Origin of the sequence: Frankia torreyi, assembly GCF_000948395.1 — a bacterium.
Classification (GTDB): Bacteria; Actinomycetota; Actinomycetes; order Frankiales; family Frankiaceae; genus Frankia; species Frankia torreyi.
Genome location: NZ_JYFN01000066.1, coordinates 16,259 through 33,737, shown reverse-complemented (window position 1 = coordinate 33,737; position 17,479 = coordinate 16,259). Strand labels below are relative to the sequence as shown.

The 17,479-nt window shown below is 72.5% G+C and carries 15 protein-coding genes, 1 tRNA gene and 1 pseudogene; 8 read left to right on the top strand and 9 right to left on the bottom strand.

Annotation, left to right across the window (positions count from 1 at the left end):
- Both FF36_RS26680 and gltX read left to right on the top strand, forming a co-directional pair.
- A pseudogene (locus FF36_RS26680) lies at window positions 1-229 on the top strand (transposase); the annotation flags it as partial.
- 247 nt (window positions 230-476) lie between these two features.
- A complete protein-coding gene (gene gltX, locus FF36_RS26675) occupies window positions 477-1,889 on the top strand; it encodes a glutamate--tRNA ligase (protein ID WP_044887948.1) in 1,413 nt (470 codons plus the stop codon).
- Window positions 1,890-2,218: 329 nt separating this feature from the next.
- Here gltX and FF36_RS26670 read toward each other — a convergent pair whose 3' ends face one another.
- Window positions 2,219-2,641, bottom strand: coding sequence for a winged helix-turn-helix transcriptional regulator (locus tag FF36_RS26670; protein WP_044887947.1), 423 nt, complete (start codon window positions 2,639-2,641; stop codon window positions 2,219-2,221).
- 215 nt (window positions 2,642-2,856) lie between these two features.
- Window positions 2,857-3,138, bottom strand: a complete 282-nt coding sequence (locus FF36_RS26665; RefSeq protein ID WP_044887946.1) for a hypothetical protein — start codon at window positions 3,136-3,138, stop codon at window positions 2,857-2,859.
- Window positions 3,139-3,281: 143 nt separating this feature from the next.
- Between FF36_RS26665 and FF36_RS26660 the strand changes: the two genes are divergently transcribed.
- Together FF36_RS26660 and FF36_RS26655 are read left to right on the top strand one after the other, a co-directional pair.
- Window positions 3,282-3,354: transfer RNA gene (locus FF36_RS26660), tRNA-Asn, on the top strand.
- A gap of 185 nt (window positions 3,355-3,539) precedes the next feature.
- Window positions 3,540-5,012: a toll/interleukin-1 receptor domain-containing protein gene (locus FF36_RS26655; protein ID WP_044887945.1), complete on the top strand. Its 1,473-nt coding sequence runs from the start codon at window positions 3,540-3,542 to the stop codon at window positions 5,010-5,012.
- Here the strand turns inward: FF36_RS26655 and FF36_RS39155 are convergent.
- From FF36_RS39155 to FF36_RS26640, 5 genes are all read right to left on the bottom strand, one after another.
- Window positions 4,924-5,154 carry a helix-turn-helix domain-containing protein gene (locus FF36_RS39155; protein WP_236705996.1) on the bottom strand — a complete coding sequence of 77 codons (231 nt, stop codon included), beginning with the start codon at window positions 5,152-5,154 and terminating at the stop codon, window positions 4,924-4,926. The genes FF36_RS26655 and FF36_RS39155 overlap by 89 nt on opposite strands.
- Window positions 5,155-5,331: 177 nt before the next feature.
- On the bottom strand, window positions 5,332-6,078 hold the full coding sequence (locus FF36_RS26650) for a dienelactone hydrolase family protein (RefSeq protein ID WP_044887944.1): 747 nt from the start codon (window positions 6,076-6,078) through the stop codon (window positions 5,332-5,334).
- Between the two features lie 88 nt (window positions 6,079-6,166).
- A complete protein-coding gene (locus FF36_RS26645) occupies window positions 6,167-7,303 on the bottom strand; it encodes a phosphotransferase family protein (protein WP_052681458.1) in 1,137 nt (378 codons plus the stop codon).
- The gene (locus tag FF36_RS40170; protein ID WP_255355940.1) at window positions 7,300-7,428 is read right to left on the bottom strand and encodes a hypothetical protein; all 129 of its coding nucleotides are present in this window, start codon (window positions 7,426-7,428) and stop codon (window positions 7,300-7,302) included. Before FF36_RS40170 ends, FF36_RS26645 begins: the two co-directional genes overlap by 4 nt.
- 384 nt (window positions 7,429-7,812) lie before the next feature.
- Window positions 7,813-9,495: a class I adenylate-forming enzyme family protein gene (locus FF36_RS26640; protein ID WP_044887943.1), complete on the bottom strand. Its 1,683-nt coding sequence runs from the start codon at window positions 9,493-9,495 to the stop codon at window positions 7,813-7,815.
- 178 nt (window positions 9,496-9,673) lie between these two features.
- Between FF36_RS26640 and FF36_RS26635 the strand changes: the two genes are divergently transcribed.
- The 4 genes from FF36_RS26635 to FF36_RS26620 all read left to right on the top strand — a co-directional run bounded on the left by FF36_RS26635 (window position 9,674) and on the right by FF36_RS26620 (window position 14,694).
- Window positions 9,674-11,119 carry an aldehyde dehydrogenase gene (locus tag FF36_RS26635; protein ID WP_044887942.1) on the top strand — a complete coding sequence of 482 codons (1,446 nt, stop codon included), beginning with the start codon at window positions 9,674-9,676 and terminating at the stop codon, window positions 11,117-11,119.
- 110 nt (window positions 11,120-11,229) lie between these two features.
- Window positions 11,230-12,513 carry an NDMA-dependent alcohol dehydrogenase gene (locus tag FF36_RS26630; protein ID WP_044887941.1) on the top strand — a complete coding sequence of 428 codons (1,284 nt, stop codon included), beginning with the start codon at window positions 11,230-11,232 and terminating at the stop codon, window positions 12,511-12,513.
- On the top strand, window positions 12,510-13,799 hold the full coding sequence (locus FF36_RS26625) for a cytochrome P450 (RefSeq protein WP_242422896.1): 1,290 nt from the start codon (window positions 12,510-12,512) through the stop codon (window positions 13,797-13,799). The genes FF36_RS26630 and FF36_RS26625 overlap by 4 nt, the downstream gene beginning before the upstream one ends.
- A 16-nt stretch (window positions 13,800-13,815) precedes the next feature.
- On the top strand, window positions 13,816-14,694 hold the full coding sequence (locus FF36_RS26620; RefSeq protein ID WP_044887940.1) for an enoyl-CoA hydratase/isomerase family protein: 879 nt from the start codon (window positions 13,816-13,818) through the stop codon (window positions 14,692-14,694).
- Here the strand turns inward: FF36_RS26620 and FF36_RS26615 are convergent.
- Both FF36_RS26615 and FF36_RS26610 read right to left on the bottom strand, forming a co-directional pair.
- On the bottom strand, window positions 14,670-16,322 hold the full coding sequence (locus FF36_RS26615; protein ID WP_044887939.1) for a class I adenylate-forming enzyme family protein: 1,653 nt from the start codon (window positions 16,320-16,322) through the stop codon (window positions 14,670-14,672). The two genes, FF36_RS26620 and FF36_RS26615, sit on opposite strands and share 25 nt — an antisense overlap.
- Complete coding sequence (locus FF36_RS26610; protein ID WP_044887938.1) at window positions 16,303-17,448, bottom strand: alpha/beta hydrolase; 1,146 nt, start codon at window positions 17,446-17,448, stop codon at window positions 16,303-16,305. The genes FF36_RS26615 and FF36_RS26610 overlap by 20 nt, the downstream gene beginning before the upstream one ends.
- Between the last annotated feature and the right edge of the window lie 31 nt (window positions 17,449-17,479).

Sequence of the window (17,479 nt, the reverse complement as noted above, 5' to 3'; positions counted from 1 at the left end):
GGACAACCTCAATACCCACGGCATCGCCTCGCTCTACGAGGCCTTCGACCCCGCCGTCGCGTTCGCTCTCGCCGGGCGCCTCGAGATCCACCACACCCCCAAACACGGCTCCTGGCTCAACATCGCCGAGATCGAACTGGCCGCACTGACCCGCCAATGCCTCGACCGCCGCATCGACGACCTCGACGTGCTCAACACCGAACTCGCCGCCTGGCAGACAGCCGTCAACNCCGACCAGCGCCAAGTCCACTGGCACTTCACCACCGCCGACGCCCGCACCAAACTCCGCCACCTATACCCCAAACATTAGTGGCGACGGTCTACTAGACCTCCTCGGCACCTGGGCCGCGCAGGCAGTCGTGACCTTGAGGCTTGATCGCTGACCGTCGAGGCGTGCGGGTGGATGTGGATGTGGACGGCGTCGGCACCACCGCAGCGCTCCGTCGGACCACCGAGATCCCTGTACGCTGCCCCGCATGGGATCTGGGCGGGTACGGGTTCGATTCGCGCCGTCTCCCACCGGCATCTTCCATGTGGGTGGGGCGCGCTCGGCGCTGTTCAACTGGCTGGTGGCGCTGCGCACGGGCGGCGACTTCGTGCTGCGCATCGAGGACACCGACGCCTCGCGCAACCGGCCCGAGTGGACCGACGGCATCATCAGCGCGCTGGACTGGCTCGGGATCAGCCCCGGCCGGTACGAGGGCCCGGTGCTGCAGTCCTCTCGGGCAGACCGGCATCGGGCTGCGGCGGTCCGCCTGCGGGAAGCGGGGCTGGCGTACTTCTGCGACTGCACCCGCGAGGCGCTGGCGGAGCGCACGGGCAACGCCCAGCACGGCTACGACGGCTTCTGCCGCGACCGCGGGCTGGAGCCCGGTCCCGGCCGCGCGCTGCGCTTCCGCACCCCCGACGAGGGGGCGACGACGGTACGCGACCTGATCCGCGGGACCCCGGAGTTCCCGAACGACACCATCGAGGACTTCGTGATCGCGCGGGCCGACGGCTCGGCGGTGTTCCTGCTCGCCAACGTCGTCGACGACCTGGAGATGGGGATCACCCACGTCATCCGGGGCGAGGAGCACCTGTCGAACACGCCCAAGCAGCAGCTCCTGTGGACCGCGCTCGGCGCCGCCGAGCCGCCGGTGTGGGCGCACGTGCCGGTCATCGTCAACGAGAAGCGGCAGAAGCTGTCCAAGCGGCGGGACAAGGTGGCGCTGGAGTCCTACCGGGACGAGGGCTACCTGGCCGGTGCGATGAAGAACTACCTGATGCTGCTCGGCTGGGCGCCGCCCGGCGAGGACGAGATCGTGCCGTGGGAGACGATCGAGTCGACGTTCGACCTGGCCGACGTGAAGCCCTCCCCGGCGTTCTTCGACGAGAAGAAGCTGCGGTCGTTCAACGGCGAATATATCCGCGCGCTCAGCGTCGAGGAGTTCATCTCCGCGGTGGGCCCATGGCTCGCGCCGCCGGCGGCTCCGTGGGCGGCCGACGCATTCGACGCGGACGTGTTCGCCGCCGTCGCCGGGCTCGCGCAGTCCCGGCTGTCGGTGCTGTCGGAGATCGTGCCGATGGTCGATTTCCTGTTCCTGCCCGAGGCGCCGGTGGATGACGCGGCCTGGGCGAAGGCGATGAAGGGGCCGGCGACGGACCTGCTCACCGACGTCCACGACCTGTTCGGCAAGGTCGAATGGGACGCCGAGACCCTGAAGACGACGCTGACCGAGATCGGCGAGCGCCACGGACTGAAGCTCGCCAAGGCGCAGGCGCCGGTGCGGGTGGCCGTCACCGGGCGGACCGTGGGGCTGCCGCTGTTCGAGTCGCTGGAGGTGTTCGGCCGGGAGGCCACCCGCCGCCGGATCGCCGCGGCCCGGGATCGGCTCGCCGCCGGCTGAGAGGTCGCCCCGAACCGAACCCGGCGCCCACCCACCCTGGGTCTAGCCGGAGCGGCCACAACTGATGAGCCCGGGCCGCGGCTGGGACGGGCCGCGACCCGGGCTAGGGAGACCCACCGGAGGTCGGGGTTACCTCCGCCGGGTGCAGCTCGAATCCACCAGGTCGACCTCCGGCGCTCGTGAGCACCAGGTTCGACGGTGACCAGCACATCTCCCGGGGCCTAAAGGATTCTTAAGATCAGCAAAAGACAAGCTGTGATCTCAGAATCACGCTCCGTCGATCAGTAGTTGACATCCCGTGATGTCCTGACAGGGGTGCCTGGGCGCGCTCAGGGCTCGTCGTGGCCGCGAGTGGAGGCACCGCGCGGGCTTCGCTGGCGCGGACTGAGCGCCGCCCATTCCGCCGCCCAGGCGGCGAGAGGCTCGATCACGCCCTGCAGGCGGCGGCCGTGGGTAGTCAGCCGATATTCGCCGACCTCGTCCACCTCGACCAGGCCGGCCTCCCGCAGCTCCCGCAGCCGCTGGACGAGCTGCGCCTCGGGGGCGTCCAGCCGGGCCGCCAGTGTGCGGAACGGCAACGAGCCACCCCGCAGGTGCCAGTAGAGGCCGAGGGCGAAACGCCGGCCCAGCAGGTCCACCAGGGCGGCGAGGGCGGGCGGCGCCCCACCGGGAACCTCCGCCGGCGTCGAGTCACCCGATCGCCCCTGCCCCGCCGTCCGCCCCCGCGCCGACCTGGCCTGCTTCATCGACATGCCGTGCTCCGATCCGTCACGCCCCCACGCTCGCCCGGCGGGGTGCCGGATATAACCAGAATCACCCCCTGGGGCGGCAGTCGGAGGTGGGGTCGGCGGTCACCAGGGCGGCGGCGACGACCGAACCNCCCAACGGGGGCCCATCCGACGAGAACCGGCGCGACACCGCCTGCCGAGCCGCTCCCGGGACTGTGCGACGGCGGCGCACCCGGCTCTCAATGGGCGCCGACGGAGCTGACCCCGTTCGAGCTGTGCGCCGCAACCGGACGGAACGGGCGGGTTCCGGACGACTCGACCTCCCCGGCGAACAGGCCGCGGACGCGCTGGAAGACCGTCCCTGCCTGCGCGGACACGACACCGGCGGCGCTCTGCACCTCCGGTCGTTCCCGAACCTCTCGAAGCTGTCGCATGATCACGTCGTAGTGCTCGCGTCCGCCTCGGGACCCCAGGACGTACCCGAGGCCGAGTGCGATGACGACGCTGGGCCTGATGCGCATGTTGCCTCCCGGGAGACCGATGGACGTGCTGGCGGATGGCCGCCGGCCGGTCGGCGTTGTGCCGTCAAGTTGATTACTACCCCACGTCCAAGACCGCTCGAACCTCAGGTAGGCTGACGACGTCAGGTGCGCAGAGCACCCGGTCCCGCGTAGCTCAATTGGCAGAGCAGCCGGCTGTTAACCGGCAGGTTATAGGTTCGAGTCCTATCGCGGGAGCAGAACCTGCTGCACCCAGGCATCTCCCCTTCTCGGGATGCCTCCGCCGCTGGCGGCCTTCCACCGCACGACGCCTCTCGCCGTACGACGCCGTCGGGCAGCCCATCGCCGCCGGAACGTCCGCACTTCCCCCGTGGCTGGCCTAGCTCGCCGGAGAGGGTGGCAACGGTAGAAGATGGTGTGCCATGTCCGGGCTTGGTGGCGGAACGGTCGGATGGGACTTCTTCATCTCCTACACCGCTGAGGATCAAGCGTGGGCGGAGTGGGTGGCCTGGCAGCTCGAGGCTGTCCGCTACCGGGTGTTGATCCAGTCGTGGGACTTCGTACCCGGCTCGGACTGGCGCTTCAAGATGGAACAGGGCATCACCCACGCCACCCGGACCATCGCCGTCCTTTCCGACTCCTACCTCTCCTCCGTCTACGGCGGCGAGGAGTGGCGCGCCGCGCGAGCCGCTGACCCGGAAGGGCTCGCGCGCAAGCTGCTTCCTGTCCGTGTCGAGGACTGCGACCGTCCTGGGGTCCTGCGCACGGTGGTCTCCGTCGACCTGTTCGACGTCGCCGCCGACGTGGCCCGCCTCCGTCTGCTTGACGGGGTCCGAGCAGCGTTGGCGGGGCGGGTGAAACCCGAGGCCGAGCCGTCGTTCCCCCGCCTCCCCCAGCGGACGCCACCACCGCGGGCATCACCGCCGCAGTCCCGGCCACGTCCCCTCGGGGTCCCCCTCACGGGCCACACCGACCGAGTGCGGTCGGTGGCGTTCTCGCCGGACGGGGGACTCCTTGCCAGCGCCGCCGGCGACCGCACCGTACGTCTGTGGGCGGTCGGTAACCCGCGGCGCGCTCGTCCTATCGGGGCCCCCCTTACCGGTCACACGGGTGGGGTCTGGTCCGTGGCGTTCGCGCCGGACGGGCTGATCCTCGCCACCACCAGTAATGATCAAACGGTTCGGCTCTGGGATGTCAGCGATCCGTCCAACGCCTGCCTGATCGGCAGGCCCCTCGCCGGCCACACCGGCTCCGTACGGTCGGTAGCGTTCGCGCCGGACGGGCTGACCCTCGCCACCACCAGCACCGACCGGACGGTGCGGCTGTGGGACATCGCCGACCCGTCCCGCGCCCAGCCATTCGGAGACCCGCTCACCGCGCATTCTGCCGCGGTGTGGTCGGTGGCGTTCTCGACCAATGGGTACACCCTGGCCACCGCCGGCGCCGATCGGACGCTACGGCTGTGGGACATCGCCGACCCCTACCTCGTCGAGCCGCTCGGTGGCCCACGCATCGGTCACACCGACTCGGTGCGGTCGGTGGCGTTCTCCCCCGACGGGCAGATCGTGGCCACCGCCAGCAGCGATCAGTCAGCGCGACTGTGGGACGTCACCGACCCGCGCCGCGCCCGTCCATTCGGCGTCGGTCTCACCGGCCACAACGGCCGAGTCGAATCGGCAGTCTTCTCTCCCGACGGGCGGACCCTCGCCACCGCCGGCGGCGATCAGACGGTACGGCTCTGGGACGTCACCGACCCGCACCGCGCCCGATCCCTCAGCCGCCCCCTCACCGGCCACAACGGCCGGGTCACGTCAGCAGGGTTCGCTCCGGACGGGGAGACGCTCGCCACCGCCGGCGGCTTCGAGGTATGGCTTTGGGACGTGTCAGCTCTCTGAACCCGCAGGTCCCTGTTCTACCCGGCCGCCGGCCGTCCGGACGGGCTTCACCAAACGTCATGGCAAGCTGCGCGGACTGCTCCGGATCCGGGTAGAACCGATAGCTATATGCCCGCTTCACCACCCGGCTTCCCGCAGCCATCAGAATAGCACACCTGTTCGACTGGCTGGTGCTGTTGTTGACGCGCCAACCCCGCCCTGACGTGCAGGACGGGGCCTGCGCGCCGCCTTTCATAGTCACGGGCAGGCGCGCGGTCTGATGGTGCACCCAAGGTCTCCTCGCCTGGTGCCCGGTCGGCGATGGGTGCGGCCGGCCGAGTCAGGCGGCGAGGTGGGGGCCGAGGAACGCCCAGATCCGCTGCCAGCCCGCCCGGGCCGCCGCGGGCCGGTAGGCGTCGCGGTCCGTCGCGAAGAACGCGTGACCGGCGGCGGGGAAGCTGTGGAACTCGAAGGTCCTGTCGTGCTCGGTGAGCGCCTGCGCGAGGGCCGCGACCTCGGCCGGCGAGGGCATCCGGTCGTCGTCACCGAACAGGCCGAGCAGCGGGCAGGACAGCTTGCCCGCCAGGTCGACGACCGGCCGGACCCCGCGCAGCACCGAGTCCTCCGGCGGCGTGGCGACGACGTAGGCGCCGTAGCAGTCGACGGCGGCGTCCAGATCGAGGCTGCACGCGGCGAGGAACGCCTGGCGCCCACCCGAACAGAAGCCGATCACCGCCACCTTCCCGTTGGACGACGGCGACGCCCGCAGGTAGCGCACGGCGCCCTCGACGTCGCCGACCAGCCGCTCGTCGGGCACGCCGCCGCGGGCCCGCGCCACGGCAGCGGCGTCCTCGGGGCTGGCGCCGGGGGCCTCCCGCCAGTACAGGTTCGGGCAGACGGCGAGGTAGCCGTGGGCGGCGAACCTGCGGGTGATCTCCTTCGTCGACTCGTCGTAGCCCGGCATGTGGTGGATCACCACGACGCCGCCCACGGGTAACCCGTCGAGCGGCTGGGCAAGGTACGCCTCGACGTCGTCGTCCCCCGCGCCCCGCAGCGACACCGTCTCCGCGCGCATGACATCGCTCATCGACGTGAGATCCCCTCTACTCGTTCGGCTCCCAGCTCGTTCGACTCCCGGCTCGTTCAGCCCTCGGCTCGTTCAGCCCTCGGCTCGTTCAGCCCGTCCGGCCGGCCCGTTTGCGGGCGAAGCGGGCCATCATCGCGGTGAACTCAGGCGCCAGGTCCGGAACGGGCTCGCCCAGCCAGCGGTAGAGCAGCAGACCCGCCGGGTTGCGGGTGTGCATGGTGGTGTCCGGGCGGGCCACGCCGCGGGCGATCGAGATGTCGGTCGAGCGGGCGCAGACGATGGCGAACCGCAACGCCGCCAGCAGCTTGTAGTAGGTCAGTTCCCGCGCGGGACGGCCGATCAGCCCCTCCCATCGGGCGACCTGGGCATCCTCGTCCGGCACCCCGGGCAGCGGCGGCGAACCCAGTCCGTGGCTGTAGAACTCGTCCATCATCAGCCACCAGCCGAGATCGACCTCGGCCGGGCCGACCGCGGGGGTCTCCCAGTCGAGGACGGCGGCGACGGTCCCGTCCGGCGCGAACATCATGTTGCCGACTCGGGCGTCGCCCCAGCTCAGCGTCCGGTCATCGTGGTCGGGGCGCTCCCGTTCGACGTGATCCATCGCCCGGCTGAGCACGTCGAGGTCACGCCCGCCGCGGACCCAGTCGAACCAGTGACGGGTCGCGGTGACGAGCTGCTGCAGCCCGGTCGGGCCAAGCGCGGGCGCCCACAGGAACGCCAGGTCGCCGCGGACGGGGATGCGCCCGATGTCGACGAGGGTCCGCAGGCCGTTGTCCCACAGGGCGGCGCGCTGCGCCGGGGTCTGGTCCAGCAGCCAGCCGGTGGCGTGGCAGCTCGGGATGTCCGAGAGCACCCTGCCCGGGACGTGGCTCATCACGAAGAACGGCGACCCGACCACCCCGGCGTCCGGCTCGAACGCGAGGACCCGCGGCACCGGCACCGGCGCGGCCGCCGCGACGGCCCGCAGGACACGCCCCTCGCCGATCGTGTCCGGATGCTGGAACAACTGACGCCCGGTCGGCTGGATGCGGACCACCAGGCGTTCGTCGCGTCGGCGGCCGTCATCGGCCCACCGCACAGTGACGATCACGGTCTCGTTGGATGTGCCCGCCTTCGGCCTGGACAGCCCGGCGACCTCCAGCGACGGCCACTTCAGCGCCTGACGCAGCCAACTACTCAGCGTCCGCGCGAGCACGGCGTCGTCGCTGGTAGCGGCGACGCTCATGGCTGCCCGGCCACGTGGCCACCGTCGCGGTCGTCGGCGTCGCGGTCGTCGGGGACGCGGTCGTCGGGGACGATCCGGACGGCAGCGAGCACCGCCGCCCCGTGGACGGCTTGTCGAGCGAGCATGGCTCCCCCCTTTCACCCGAGCCTCGGCGACCTCCGAACGTGCCGATGGCGGCGCCGAAACGATAACGAACCGACGATGTCGATCAGCTGTCGATGCCGCCCACCGCCGCCCGCTTTCCCGGTTTCCCGCTTTCCCGGTTTCCGGCTTGCGCGGTTTCCGGCTTGCGCGGATTCCGGCCAGATGGCGGCCAGATCATGCCGAGGTTTCGGTACGGTTTTTCGGCTGAAAACCGTACCGGACCCTCGGCATGATTCTGTGTGCGGCTGGTCGCGGAGAGGTGCCCGGGAGTTGGCTGCCGGTGGGGGCGTCGGACGCCGAGCCGAAGAGGACCGCCGCCACCGATCAGCTCCGCCACGGCCACCGAGCAGGCGCAACCCATACGCTCAGCGCGCGAAACGGGCCCTCAGGTCGCGCTTCACGACCTTTCCCATGGCATTGCGTGGCAGCTCGGGCACGAGCTCGAGCTGCTCGGGAAGCTTGCGGATGTTCAGCCCCTGCGCGCGCAGGTGGGCGCAGAGGGCCGCCAGGTCCGGCGGGGCCACCGACTCCGCTGGCACCACCACGGCGCACACCCGCTCGCCGGAGGAGGCATCGGGCAGCCCGACGATGGACACCTCGCCCACCGCCGGATGGTCGATCAGCAGCTCCTCCAGCTCCCGGGCGGAGATGTTCTCGCCCTTGCGGATGATGACGTCCTTGATCCGTCCGGTGATGCGCAGGTAGCCGTCCTCGTCGAGGGTGCCGAGGTCGCCGGTGCGCAGGAACCCCTTCGCGTCGAAGGCGTCCCGGTCCGCGGTGGCGTCGACGTAGCCGACCATGAGCTGAGGGCCGCGCACCCGGATCTCGCCGACCTCGCCGGCGACCGCGGGCGTGGCGTCGTCGAGCATGACGACGATCTCGACGTCGAGCCCGGCGCATCCCTCCGTGCTCGCGTGCTGGGAGTCGGTGTCGTCGTGGCGGCCCCAGGTGACGAACGGGCACTCGGTCAGGCCGTACCCGGAGATCACCCCGACGCCACCGAGGAGCTCCTTGACCTCGAAGTGCAGCGCCACCGGCCGGCCCGCACCACCGCACAGTGCCGCCCGGGCCAGCGGGAACAGGGGCACGTCCGGCTGGCGGCGCTGGCGCGCCAGGTAGGTCTGCAGCATCTGCGTGCCCGACCCGACGAGCGTCATGCCCGCCGCCGCGAGGGCAGCCGGCGTCGTCTCGGGGTCGAACCCGCTGCTCACGATGACCCCACAACCGGCCTGCAGGCCGGTGAGCAGGTGCGCGATCCCGCCGATGTGGGAGATCGGCAGCAGGATCGGCAGCCGGTCGGTGGGCACGACGGCGAGATGCTCGCAGAACGTCGACGAGGCGGCCAGCAACCCGCGGTCGGTGTGCCGGGCGCCCTTCGGGTCCGAGGTCGTGCCCGACGTATAGAAGATCCACCGGACGGGCCCGCCGCCGGACGGCCCCGCTCCGGGCCCGTCGGCGGGCTCCGCGGCTGCCGGCGGTTCGGCCTTCCCCGGCGGTTCGAGCTCCCCCGGCGGTTCGAGCTCCCCCGGTGATGCGAGCTCCCCCGGCGGTTCGAGCTCCCCCGGTGATGCGAGCTTCCCCGGCGGTTCGGCCTTCCCCGGCGGTTCGAGCTCCCCCGGTGATGCGGAGTCGACGACGTGCACGGCGAGACCGGGCAGGGTCGCGGCCACCGCCCGCGCCATCGCCGCATGGTCGACGCCGCGGACGCTGCTCGGGACGAGCAGCAGCTCGCTGCCGGTCTGCCGGCAGATGAAGGTGATCTCACGCTCGCGCAGCATCATGATCAGTGGGTTCTGGACGGCGCCGAGCCGGGACAGCGCCAGGCAGACCGCGACCGTCTCGATCGTGTTGGGCAACTGCCAGGACACGACCGATCCGGGCCGGACGCCGAGCTCGCGCAGCCCCGCGGCGGCCTCCTCGGCCCGGTCGCGCAGCTCGCGGAACGTCAGGCACCGCCGGTGCTCGTCGACGACGGCCAGATCGTCGGGCGAGGCCGCGGCGCGCGCCTCGACCAGCTCCCAGGTGCTGTCAGCGGTGAGGAGAGCCATTCGATCCCTCCGTCTCGCGGGGCAGGAATGGACCCGGATATCACGTCGGAACTCTCGCACGAGAAGAAGTTCGACGCGCGACCGCGGGCCGAACCGACAGCAAAGAGAAATCATTGAATATCCGCTCGGGCGGACCCTAGAATTCGGCGGCGGAATTGGGGACGACCGAGGAGTCGGTGTGCGCGAGCATCGGGAGCTGTTCATCGGAGGGCGGCTGGTCCCCGCGGCGACGGACGAGACGCTGGACGTGGTGTCGCCGGCCACCGAGGAGACCATCGGCGTGGTTGCGGCGGCCGGTGTCGGCGACGTCGACCGGGCCGTGGCCGCCGCCCGGCGCGCGCTGGACGACGGCCCGTGGGCGAGCGCGACCCCGGCGCAGCGGGCGGCGGCGCTGGTGCGGCTGACCGACGCGCTGCGCGCCCGGGCCGACGAACTCGCCGCGGTGCTCACAGCGGAGGTCGGCTCGCCCCGGTCCTGGTCGGATCCCTACCAGGTGGGCACCGCCCTGGCCGCGTTCGACGCCTTCGCCGCGCTGGCCGGGGCCTACCCGTGGGCGGACGAGCGCCCGGCGGCGCACGGCTCGGTGCTGGTCCGGCGGCTGCCCGTCGGCGTCGTCGGGGCCGTCGTCCCGTGGAACGCACCGCTGTTCATCACCGCGCTCAAGCTCGCGCCGGCCCTGGTCGCCGGATGCACGGTGGTGGTGAAGCCGGCGCCGGCGGCGACCCTGTGGTCCTACCTGTTCGCCGACGCGGTCGTCGAGGCGGGCCTGCCGCCCGGGGTGGTCAACATCGTGCCCGCCGCGGCCGCGGCGAGCGAGTATCTGGTCGGCCATCCCGGCATCGACAAGATCACCTTTACCGGTTCGACGGCGGTGGGCCGGCGCATCGGCGAGATCTGCGGCCGTGACCTGCGCCGGTGCACCCTGGAGCTGGGCGGCAAGTCGGCCGCGATCCTGCTGGACGACCTGGCGCTGACCCGCCGGACGGTCACCACGCTCACCTTCGGCGCGATGGCGAACTCCGGCCAGGTCTGCATGGCCCAGACCCGCATCCTCGCCCCCCGCTCGCGCTACTCCGAGGTGGTCGACGTGCTGGCCGAGCGGGTGGCGGCGCTGCGCGTCGGCGACCCGACCGAGCCGAAGACCCAGATCGGCCCGGTCATCTCGGCGCCGGCGCGGGCCCGGATCGAGGCGCACATCGCCCGCGCTCGGGCCGACGGCGCCCGCGTCGCCGCCGGCGGAGGTCGGCCGGCCGGACTCGATCGGGGGTGGTTCGTCGAGCCGACGCTGCTGGCCGGGGTCGGCAACGACGCCCCGGTCGCCCGGGAGGAGATCTTCGGCCCGGTGGCGGTGGTGATCGGCTACGACGGCGTCGACGAGGCCGTCGCCATCGCCAACGACTCCGACTACGGCCTGGCCGGGTCGGTGTGGAGCGAGGACCCCGAGCGGGCGGGTCGCGTTGCCGCGCGGCTGCGCACCGGTTCGGTCGCCGTCAACTCGCCGGCGCCGCTGGATGTGGGCAGCCCGTTCGGCGGGGTGGGCGCGTCCGGCATCGGGCGGGAGGGCGGACCCGAGGGCATCAGCGCCTTCGTGGAGCTCCAGTCCATCGTCCGCCCCGGCGGCTGAGCCTCCGCGCCGACGCGCGGCCCGCGATCGAGACCGCACCCGACAGAACGCACCCGACAGAACGCGACCGAGAGAACGCACTCGACAGAACGCGACCGAGAGAAGGTGCCGTGGAGACCCTCGCCGCTGTGCTGTGGGACCGGAGTTCCCCCTGGTCGGTCGAGCCGATCCAGCTCGATCCGCCCGGCCCGGACGAGGTGCTCGTCGAACTGCACGCCTCCGGCCTGTGTCATTCGGAGGAGCACATCGTCACCGGCGACATGCCGTTCCGGTTGCCGTGCGTCGGCGGGCACGAGGGCGCCGGCGTCGTGCTCGAGGTCGGTTCCCGGGTCCGCTCGCTGGTCCCCGGCGACCACGTGGTCTTCGGCTTCGTGCCGTCCTGCGGGCGGTGCCGGCAGTGCGCGACCGGCCACCAGAACCTGTGCGAGCTCGGCGCCAGGATGTACACCGGCCGCCAGATCGCCGACGGCACCGCGCGCCACCACGCCCGCGGCCAGGACCTGGCGATCGCCTGCATGATCGGCACGTTCGCCCATCACACCGTGGCCCACGAGTCGAGCTGTATCCGCATCCCGGCGCACGTCCCGCTCGACCGGGCGTGCCTGCTGGGCTGCGGATTCGTCACCGGCTGGGGGTCGGCGGTGTACGCCGCCGACGTACGGCCGGGCGATACGGTCGCGGTGGCCGGGGTGGGGGGCATCGGCGCCGCGGCGATCCAGGGTGCCCGGCTGGCCGGCGCCCGCGTCATCGTCGCCGTCGAGACGGTGGCCGAGAAGCAGGACCTCATCCTCCGCCTCGGCGCGACCCACGTCGCCGCCTCGTGGGAGCAGGCCGCCGCCGTCGTGCGGGAGGCGACCTGGAACCGCGGGGTCGACCGGTTCATCTGCACGATGAGCCGCGGCGACGGCGAGCTGCTGGGTCAGGCGCTGGCGATGACCGCCAGCCGCGGCCGGGTCGTGGTGACCAACGTCCATCCGGCGGCGCAGCGGACGGTATCGCTGAACATGATGGATCTGACGCTGTCCGAGAAGCACATCGTCGGCACGATCTACGGCTCCGGCAACGCGCGCGCGGACATCCCGAAGCTGGTCGAGCTGTGGCAGCGCGGCCAGGTCGACCTCGACGCGGTGGTCAGCCACAGCTACCCGCTCGCCGGTGTCAACGACGGCTACGAGGACATGCGCAGCGGTCGTTTCCTGCGCACCGTGCTGCGCTACCCGGCCGCCGACGCGCTCGACGCGCGGCGGGCGGCCGACGCGCGGCGGGCGGCCGAGGCACGGCAGGCGGGCGAGGCGCGGCAGGCGGGCGAGGCGCGGCAGGCGGGCGAGGCGCGGATGGCAGCCGAAGCGCGTCCGGCTTCGGAACCGGTGCGGACAGCCGGGCAGCCGGCGTGACCACGACCGGGGAGATGCCGGGAACGCAGGGGCTGCCCGGCGACGTCCTGGACGACCTGACGTGGTGGACCCGGCCGGCGGCCGAACGCGATGCGACGTTCGCCTGGCTGCGCGCCCACGAGCCGCGGCCGTACGTCCCAGAGCTCGACCTGACCGGGGCCGCGCGCGGCGGTGGCTTCTGGGCGTTGACCCGCCTGGACGACGTGCGCGAGGTCAGCCGGCGGCCGGCGGACTTCTGCTCCGGCCGAGGGAGCCTGATCTTCGACCAGCCGCCGAGCCTGCGGGAGTTCCGCGGCTCGATCATCGACATGGACAACCCGGAGCACGCCCGTCAGCGGCGCATCGTCTCCCGGGGCTTCACGCCGAAGGCGGTGGCCGCGCTGGTCGACGACATCACCCGCACCAGCCGCGAGGTGATCTCCGCGGTGGCGGGACGGGGCGAGTGCGACTTCGTCACCGAGGTGGCGGCGCTGCTGCCGCTGCGGATCGTGAACAACATGCTGGGCATCCCGCGCAGCGAGGAGCGGTTCCTGTTCGAGCAGACGAACATCCTGATGGGCGCAAGCGATCCGGAGTACGTCCCGGACCAGACCCCCCGGTCGGTCGCGCGGGCCGTGCGCGGCGCCGGCGAGGCGATGAGCGGCCTGCTGGAGGAGCTGGCCCGCGACCGGATCCGTGACCCGCAGGACGACCTGGTCAGCTCGCTCGTCGCCGCCCAAGAAGAGGAGAACCTCACGCCGACGGAGCTGGCGACCTTCTTCAACCTGCTCGTCGGGGCGGGCAACGAGACCACCCGCAACGCGCTGGCCCACGGGCTGTCGGCCATCACCCGGTTCCCGCAGCAGCGGGAGCTGTGGCGCTCGGACCTCGACCGGTACACCCCGGGCGCCGTGGAGGAGCTGCTGCGGTGGGCCTCCCCGGTGCTGTACATGCGTCGCACGGTCGCCCGCGACGGGGTGAGGCTCGGTGAGCAGCGTTTCGACGAGGGTGACAAGGTCGTGCTGTGGTACCGCTCGGCCAACCAGGACGAGGCGTACTTCGACGACGCGACGTCGTTCCAGGTGACCCGCGATCCCAACCCGCACGTCACCTTCGGCGCGCCGGGCCCGCACCACTGCCTGGGAGCCAACCTCGCCCGGGTCGAGCTGGCGATCGCGTTCCGAACCCTGTTCGAGCTGCTGCCCGATATCGAGGCGACGGCCGAGCCGGACCTGCTGCGCTCGAACTTCCTGCACGGGGTGAAGCACCTGCCCGCCCGGTTCACCCCCACCACCACAAGCGCCTGATCGGAGACCGACCGTCATGGGCTCCGAAATGATCGGACTTTTCGACGAGATCGCCTACGGCAAGCTGGACGGGGTCGCCGAGATCCGCCTGAACCGGCCGGAGTCGCGCAACCCCATCTCGGCTCGGCCCGGCGGCACCCGGGATCAGATCCTCGCCGCTCTCGCCGACGCCGAGGCGGATCCGACCGTCGGCGCCGTGCTCGTCACCGGCGCCGGCGCGGCGTTCTCCGCGGGCGGCGACCTCGCCGGCAATCCGATCCGCGAGCACGCCGCCGACGAGGCCCGCTTCCGCGAAACCGCCGATGACTTCCACCGCCGGGTGCGCCGCTGCCCGTTGCCGGTGGTCGCCGCCGTACGGGGCTACTGCCTGGGCGCCGCCGTCGTCCTCGCGGCGAGCTGCGACCTGGTCGTCGCCGGCGACGACGCCCGCTTCGGCCTGCCCGAGGGACGTCTTGGGCTGCCCGGCGCGGCCGGGCTGGTGCCGCTGATCGGACGGCAGTGGGCGAAGTTCCTGATCCTCACCGGCGAGCTGATCGACGCCGGCCTGGCCCAGCGGATCGGACTGGTCACGGCGGTCGTGCCGGCCGCCGAACTCGACCCGCGCGCCCGTGACCTCGCCGCCCGGCTGTCCCGGATGCCCCGGGAGGCCACCACGCTGAACAAGCGAGCGGTCGACGCCGCCGCCGACGCCTCCGGCGACGAGGCCGCCCGCGTCGCAGCCTCGGGGTACGACATCATCACGCTGGCGATGAGCGGACGGGCGCAGGCCCCCGACGGCCGCCCCTTCGCCGAGATCCGCCGCGAGGAGGGCGTGCGCGGCCTGAAGGCGGCCCGCGAGGCCCAGTTCACCACGCCCTGGCTGCATCGAAGCTACGAGCCGCGCGCGGGGGCCTGAGGCAGCAGGAACTTGCGGATCTTGCCGACGGAGGTCCGCGGAAGCTCGTCGACGAGGACGAACTCGCGGGGACGCTTGACCGGGCTCAGCCGACGCCGGCACCATTCGGCCAGCTCCGCGGCTCCGGGGGCGGCGCCGCGGGGGTCGGCGACGACGTAGGCGACTGGGACCTCGTCGCGCACCGGGTCGGGCCGGCCGACGACGGCCGCCTCGAGCACGCCGGGGTGCTCGGCGAGGACCGCCTCGACCTCGACCACCGACACGTTCTCGCCGGCCACCTTCAGCGTCTCGTTGTCACGCCCGGCGAAGTGGTAGATGCCGTCGGTGTCCCGGTAGGCCCGGTCGCCGGTGCGGAACCAGCCGTCGACGAAGGCGCGCCGGGTCGTGTCGGGGTCGTCGAGGTAGCCGCCGAACAGCCGGACGCCCCGCTCGCCGCCGACGAGCAGCTCGCCGACCTCCCCCGGCGCCCGCTCGCCGCCGTCGGGCCGGGGGCTCAGCCGCACGGCGCAGCCCGGCGTGGGGCGGCCCATCGCGTCGGGGCGGGCCTCGTCGGGTCGGCTGCTCAGGACCGCCGCGGTCGTCTCCGTCATCCCGTAGAGCTGGCGGGGGCGGCAGCCGAGCAGGGTCGAGAGCCGCGCGTACTGGTCGGCGGTCACGTTCTGGGCGAACCACACGTGCCGCAGCGCCAGGTCGTCGCGCCGCCCGGCCCCCCGGGCCAGGATCATCCGCATCGGGGCCGCGAACAGGCTTGCGTGCGTCGCCCGGTGTCGGGCGGCCTGCGCGAGGAACCGCGATGCCGAGAAGGAGCTGAGCAGCGCGACGCTCGCCCCGACGGAGATGGCGGCGGCGAACGAGTAGTACTGGGCGTTCGCGTGGAACAGCGGCAGCGCGACGAGCTGGCGGTCCGCGGGCGCCAATCCGGCCGCCGCCGCCATCGTCGCGCCCGCGAAGGCGTAGTTGGCCTGGGTGATCACGACGCCCTTGGGTGCGCTGGTCGTGCCGGAGGTAAACAGGATCGCGGCAGTCGTTTCGGGGCTCGGCGCTTCGGGACCTGGTGCTTCGGGGCCTGGTGCTTCGGGGCCCGGCAGGTCGGGGCTCGGCGAATCGGGACCGCCAGCCGACGCGGCCTCCCCGATGCCGGCAGCGGCACCGGTCAGGGTCGCGAGCTCGACGTCATCCTCGTCGACGGCGAACACGGCGAGGTCCGAACCGCCGCCGGCCGCGTCGGCACCTGCTCCGGCCGCCTCGGTGTACACCGCCCGACGCCGCGGCGAGCAGATCCCGACCACGGCCCTCGTCCGGGCGAGCTGCGCGGCGATCTCCGGGGCGGTGGCGGCCGGGTCGGCGGGCACGATGTGCGCGCCGAGGCCGACGGCGGCCAGCCACACCGCGACGAAGGCCGGCGAGTTGGCCAGCGCGAGGTGGACGGCGCCGCCGCCGCGCAGACCCGCCGCGCGCAGCCGGGCCGCGACCCGTCCGGTCAGCCGGTCGAACTCGGCGTAGGTCCACGTCGTCACCACCCCGGCTGAGGACTCCCAGATCAGGAACGGGCTCCCGCCCTGGCCGGCGACGGCGCGCCGCCAGGCCGCGCTGAACGTGCGGGCGGGCTCACCAGGTCGCGATGGCATCGCACGCCGTGCGCAGCAGGTCGGGCCGGCCCTCGAAGTAGTGCGTCGCCCCGTCGATGAGCAGGTAGTCCTTCTTCGCCCGCCCGATCGCGTCGTGGAGCTGTTCGAGTACCACCGGCGGCGAGCCGGTGTCCGCCGAGCCGCCGACGACCAGCGTCGGGGTGGACAGCTCCGGCAGCCATCTCAGGGCGTCGCCGTTGGTGTCGTCGATCGACCACTGGTTGATCCACGACCGCAGCGTCGTGTAACGGTTGAGCCCGGCCGGCAGGTAGTCGGCGATCTCGGGACGGCCCCACAGGGTGCTGCCGATCGTCCGGTCGCTGGCGTCGATGGCCGGGTCGAGGAAGCGCAGGTCGGCACTGGTGCCGTGGACGACGAACGCCAGGTCGTCCAGCCCCGCCGGCCAGTGTCCCGCGGCGGTGACCAGGCGTAGCTGCGCCCGCGCCCACGCCGTGATCCGCCGGTTGCGGGCGAGCTGGGCGGCGCGGTAGCGGGCGATGAACTCGGCCGGGAACGGCGGGGTGTTGCGCGGGTCGAAGGCGTCGAGGTCCGGGTCCCGGCCGAACGGCGCGGACTCGTCGATGATCGCCGGGTCGAGCCACTCCATCGACACCCGGGCGCGGGAGGGATGGGCCATGAACAGCACGATCGAGTCGGCCGGCGGCAGGTCGGCGCGGGTGAGGTCCGGCCCGACGCCGCCCGGCGGGGCCACGACCGTCGGCCGCTCGGCCTGCGCCTGGTAGTAGGGGACGATCGAGCCCCCGCCCGAGTTGCCGACGAGCACGATCCGCTCGTAGCCCCGCCCGCGCAGCGTCCCGATCGCGGCGCCGATGTCGAGCAGGCAGTTCTCGACGTTGAGGTTCGCGTCGTTGCCCACGTACCGGGTGGCGAGCCCGACCGCGGCGACGCCGAGCTCGGCGAGCGTCCCCAGCGCGTAGTGACCCAGAAAGTTGGCCGTCGGATGCACGATCAGCACGGCCGTGCGGGGCCTGGGGCCCGCCGGGCGCACCTCGGAAGCCCAGATCGCCCCGGACAGGCGGGCGACTCCCGAGAACACGTCCACCCGTCCGGACGGCGGAATCGGTATCTCCACCAGTTCCCGCTCGACCCCGTTCGGTAATGGCACGATGACCTCCCTGCGACTTCGGTTCCCGGCG

Coding starts and splice junctions, on each gene's coding strand:
- gltX (WP_044887948.1), top strand. CDS start 477: ATGGGATCTGGGCGGGTACGGGTTCGATTCGCGCCGTCTCCCACCGGC.
- FF36_RS26670 (WP_044887947.1), bottom strand. CDS start 2,641: ATGTCGATGAAGCAGGCCAGGTCGGCGCGGGGGCGGACGGCGGGGCAG.
- FF36_RS26665 (WP_044887946.1), bottom strand. CDS start 3,138: ATGCGCATCAGGCCCAGCGTCGTCATCGCACTCGGCCTCGGGTACGTC.
- FF36_RS26655 (WP_044887945.1), top strand. CDS start 3,540: ATGTCCGGGCTTGGTGGCGGAACGGTCGGATGGGACTTCTTCATCTCC.
- FF36_RS39155 (WP_236705996.1), bottom strand. CDS start 5,154: ATGGCTGCGGGAAGCCGGGTGGTGAAGCGGGCATATAGCTATCGGTTC.
- FF36_RS26650 (WP_044887944.1), bottom strand. CDS start 6,078: ATGAGCGATGTCATGCGCGCGGAGACGGTGTCGCTGCGGGGCGCGGGG.
- FF36_RS26645 (WP_052681458.1), bottom strand. CDS start 7,303: ATGAGCGTCGCCGCTACCAGCGACGACGCCGTGCTCGCGCGGACGCTG.
- FF36_RS40170 (WP_255355940.1), bottom strand. CDS start 7,428: ATGCTCGCTCGACAAGCCGTCCACGGGGCGGCGGTGCTCGCTGCCGTC.
- FF36_RS26640 (WP_044887943.1), bottom strand. CDS start 9,495: ATGGCTCTCCTCACCGCTGACAGCACCTGGGAGCTGGTCGAGGCGCGC.
- FF36_RS26620 (WP_044887940.1), top strand. CDS start 13,816: ATGGGCTCCGAAATGATCGGACTTTTCGACGAGATCGCCTACGGCAAG.
- FF36_RS26615 (WP_044887939.1), bottom strand. CDS start 16,322: ATGCCATCGCGACCTGGTGAGCCCGCCCGCACGTTCAGCGCGGCCTGG.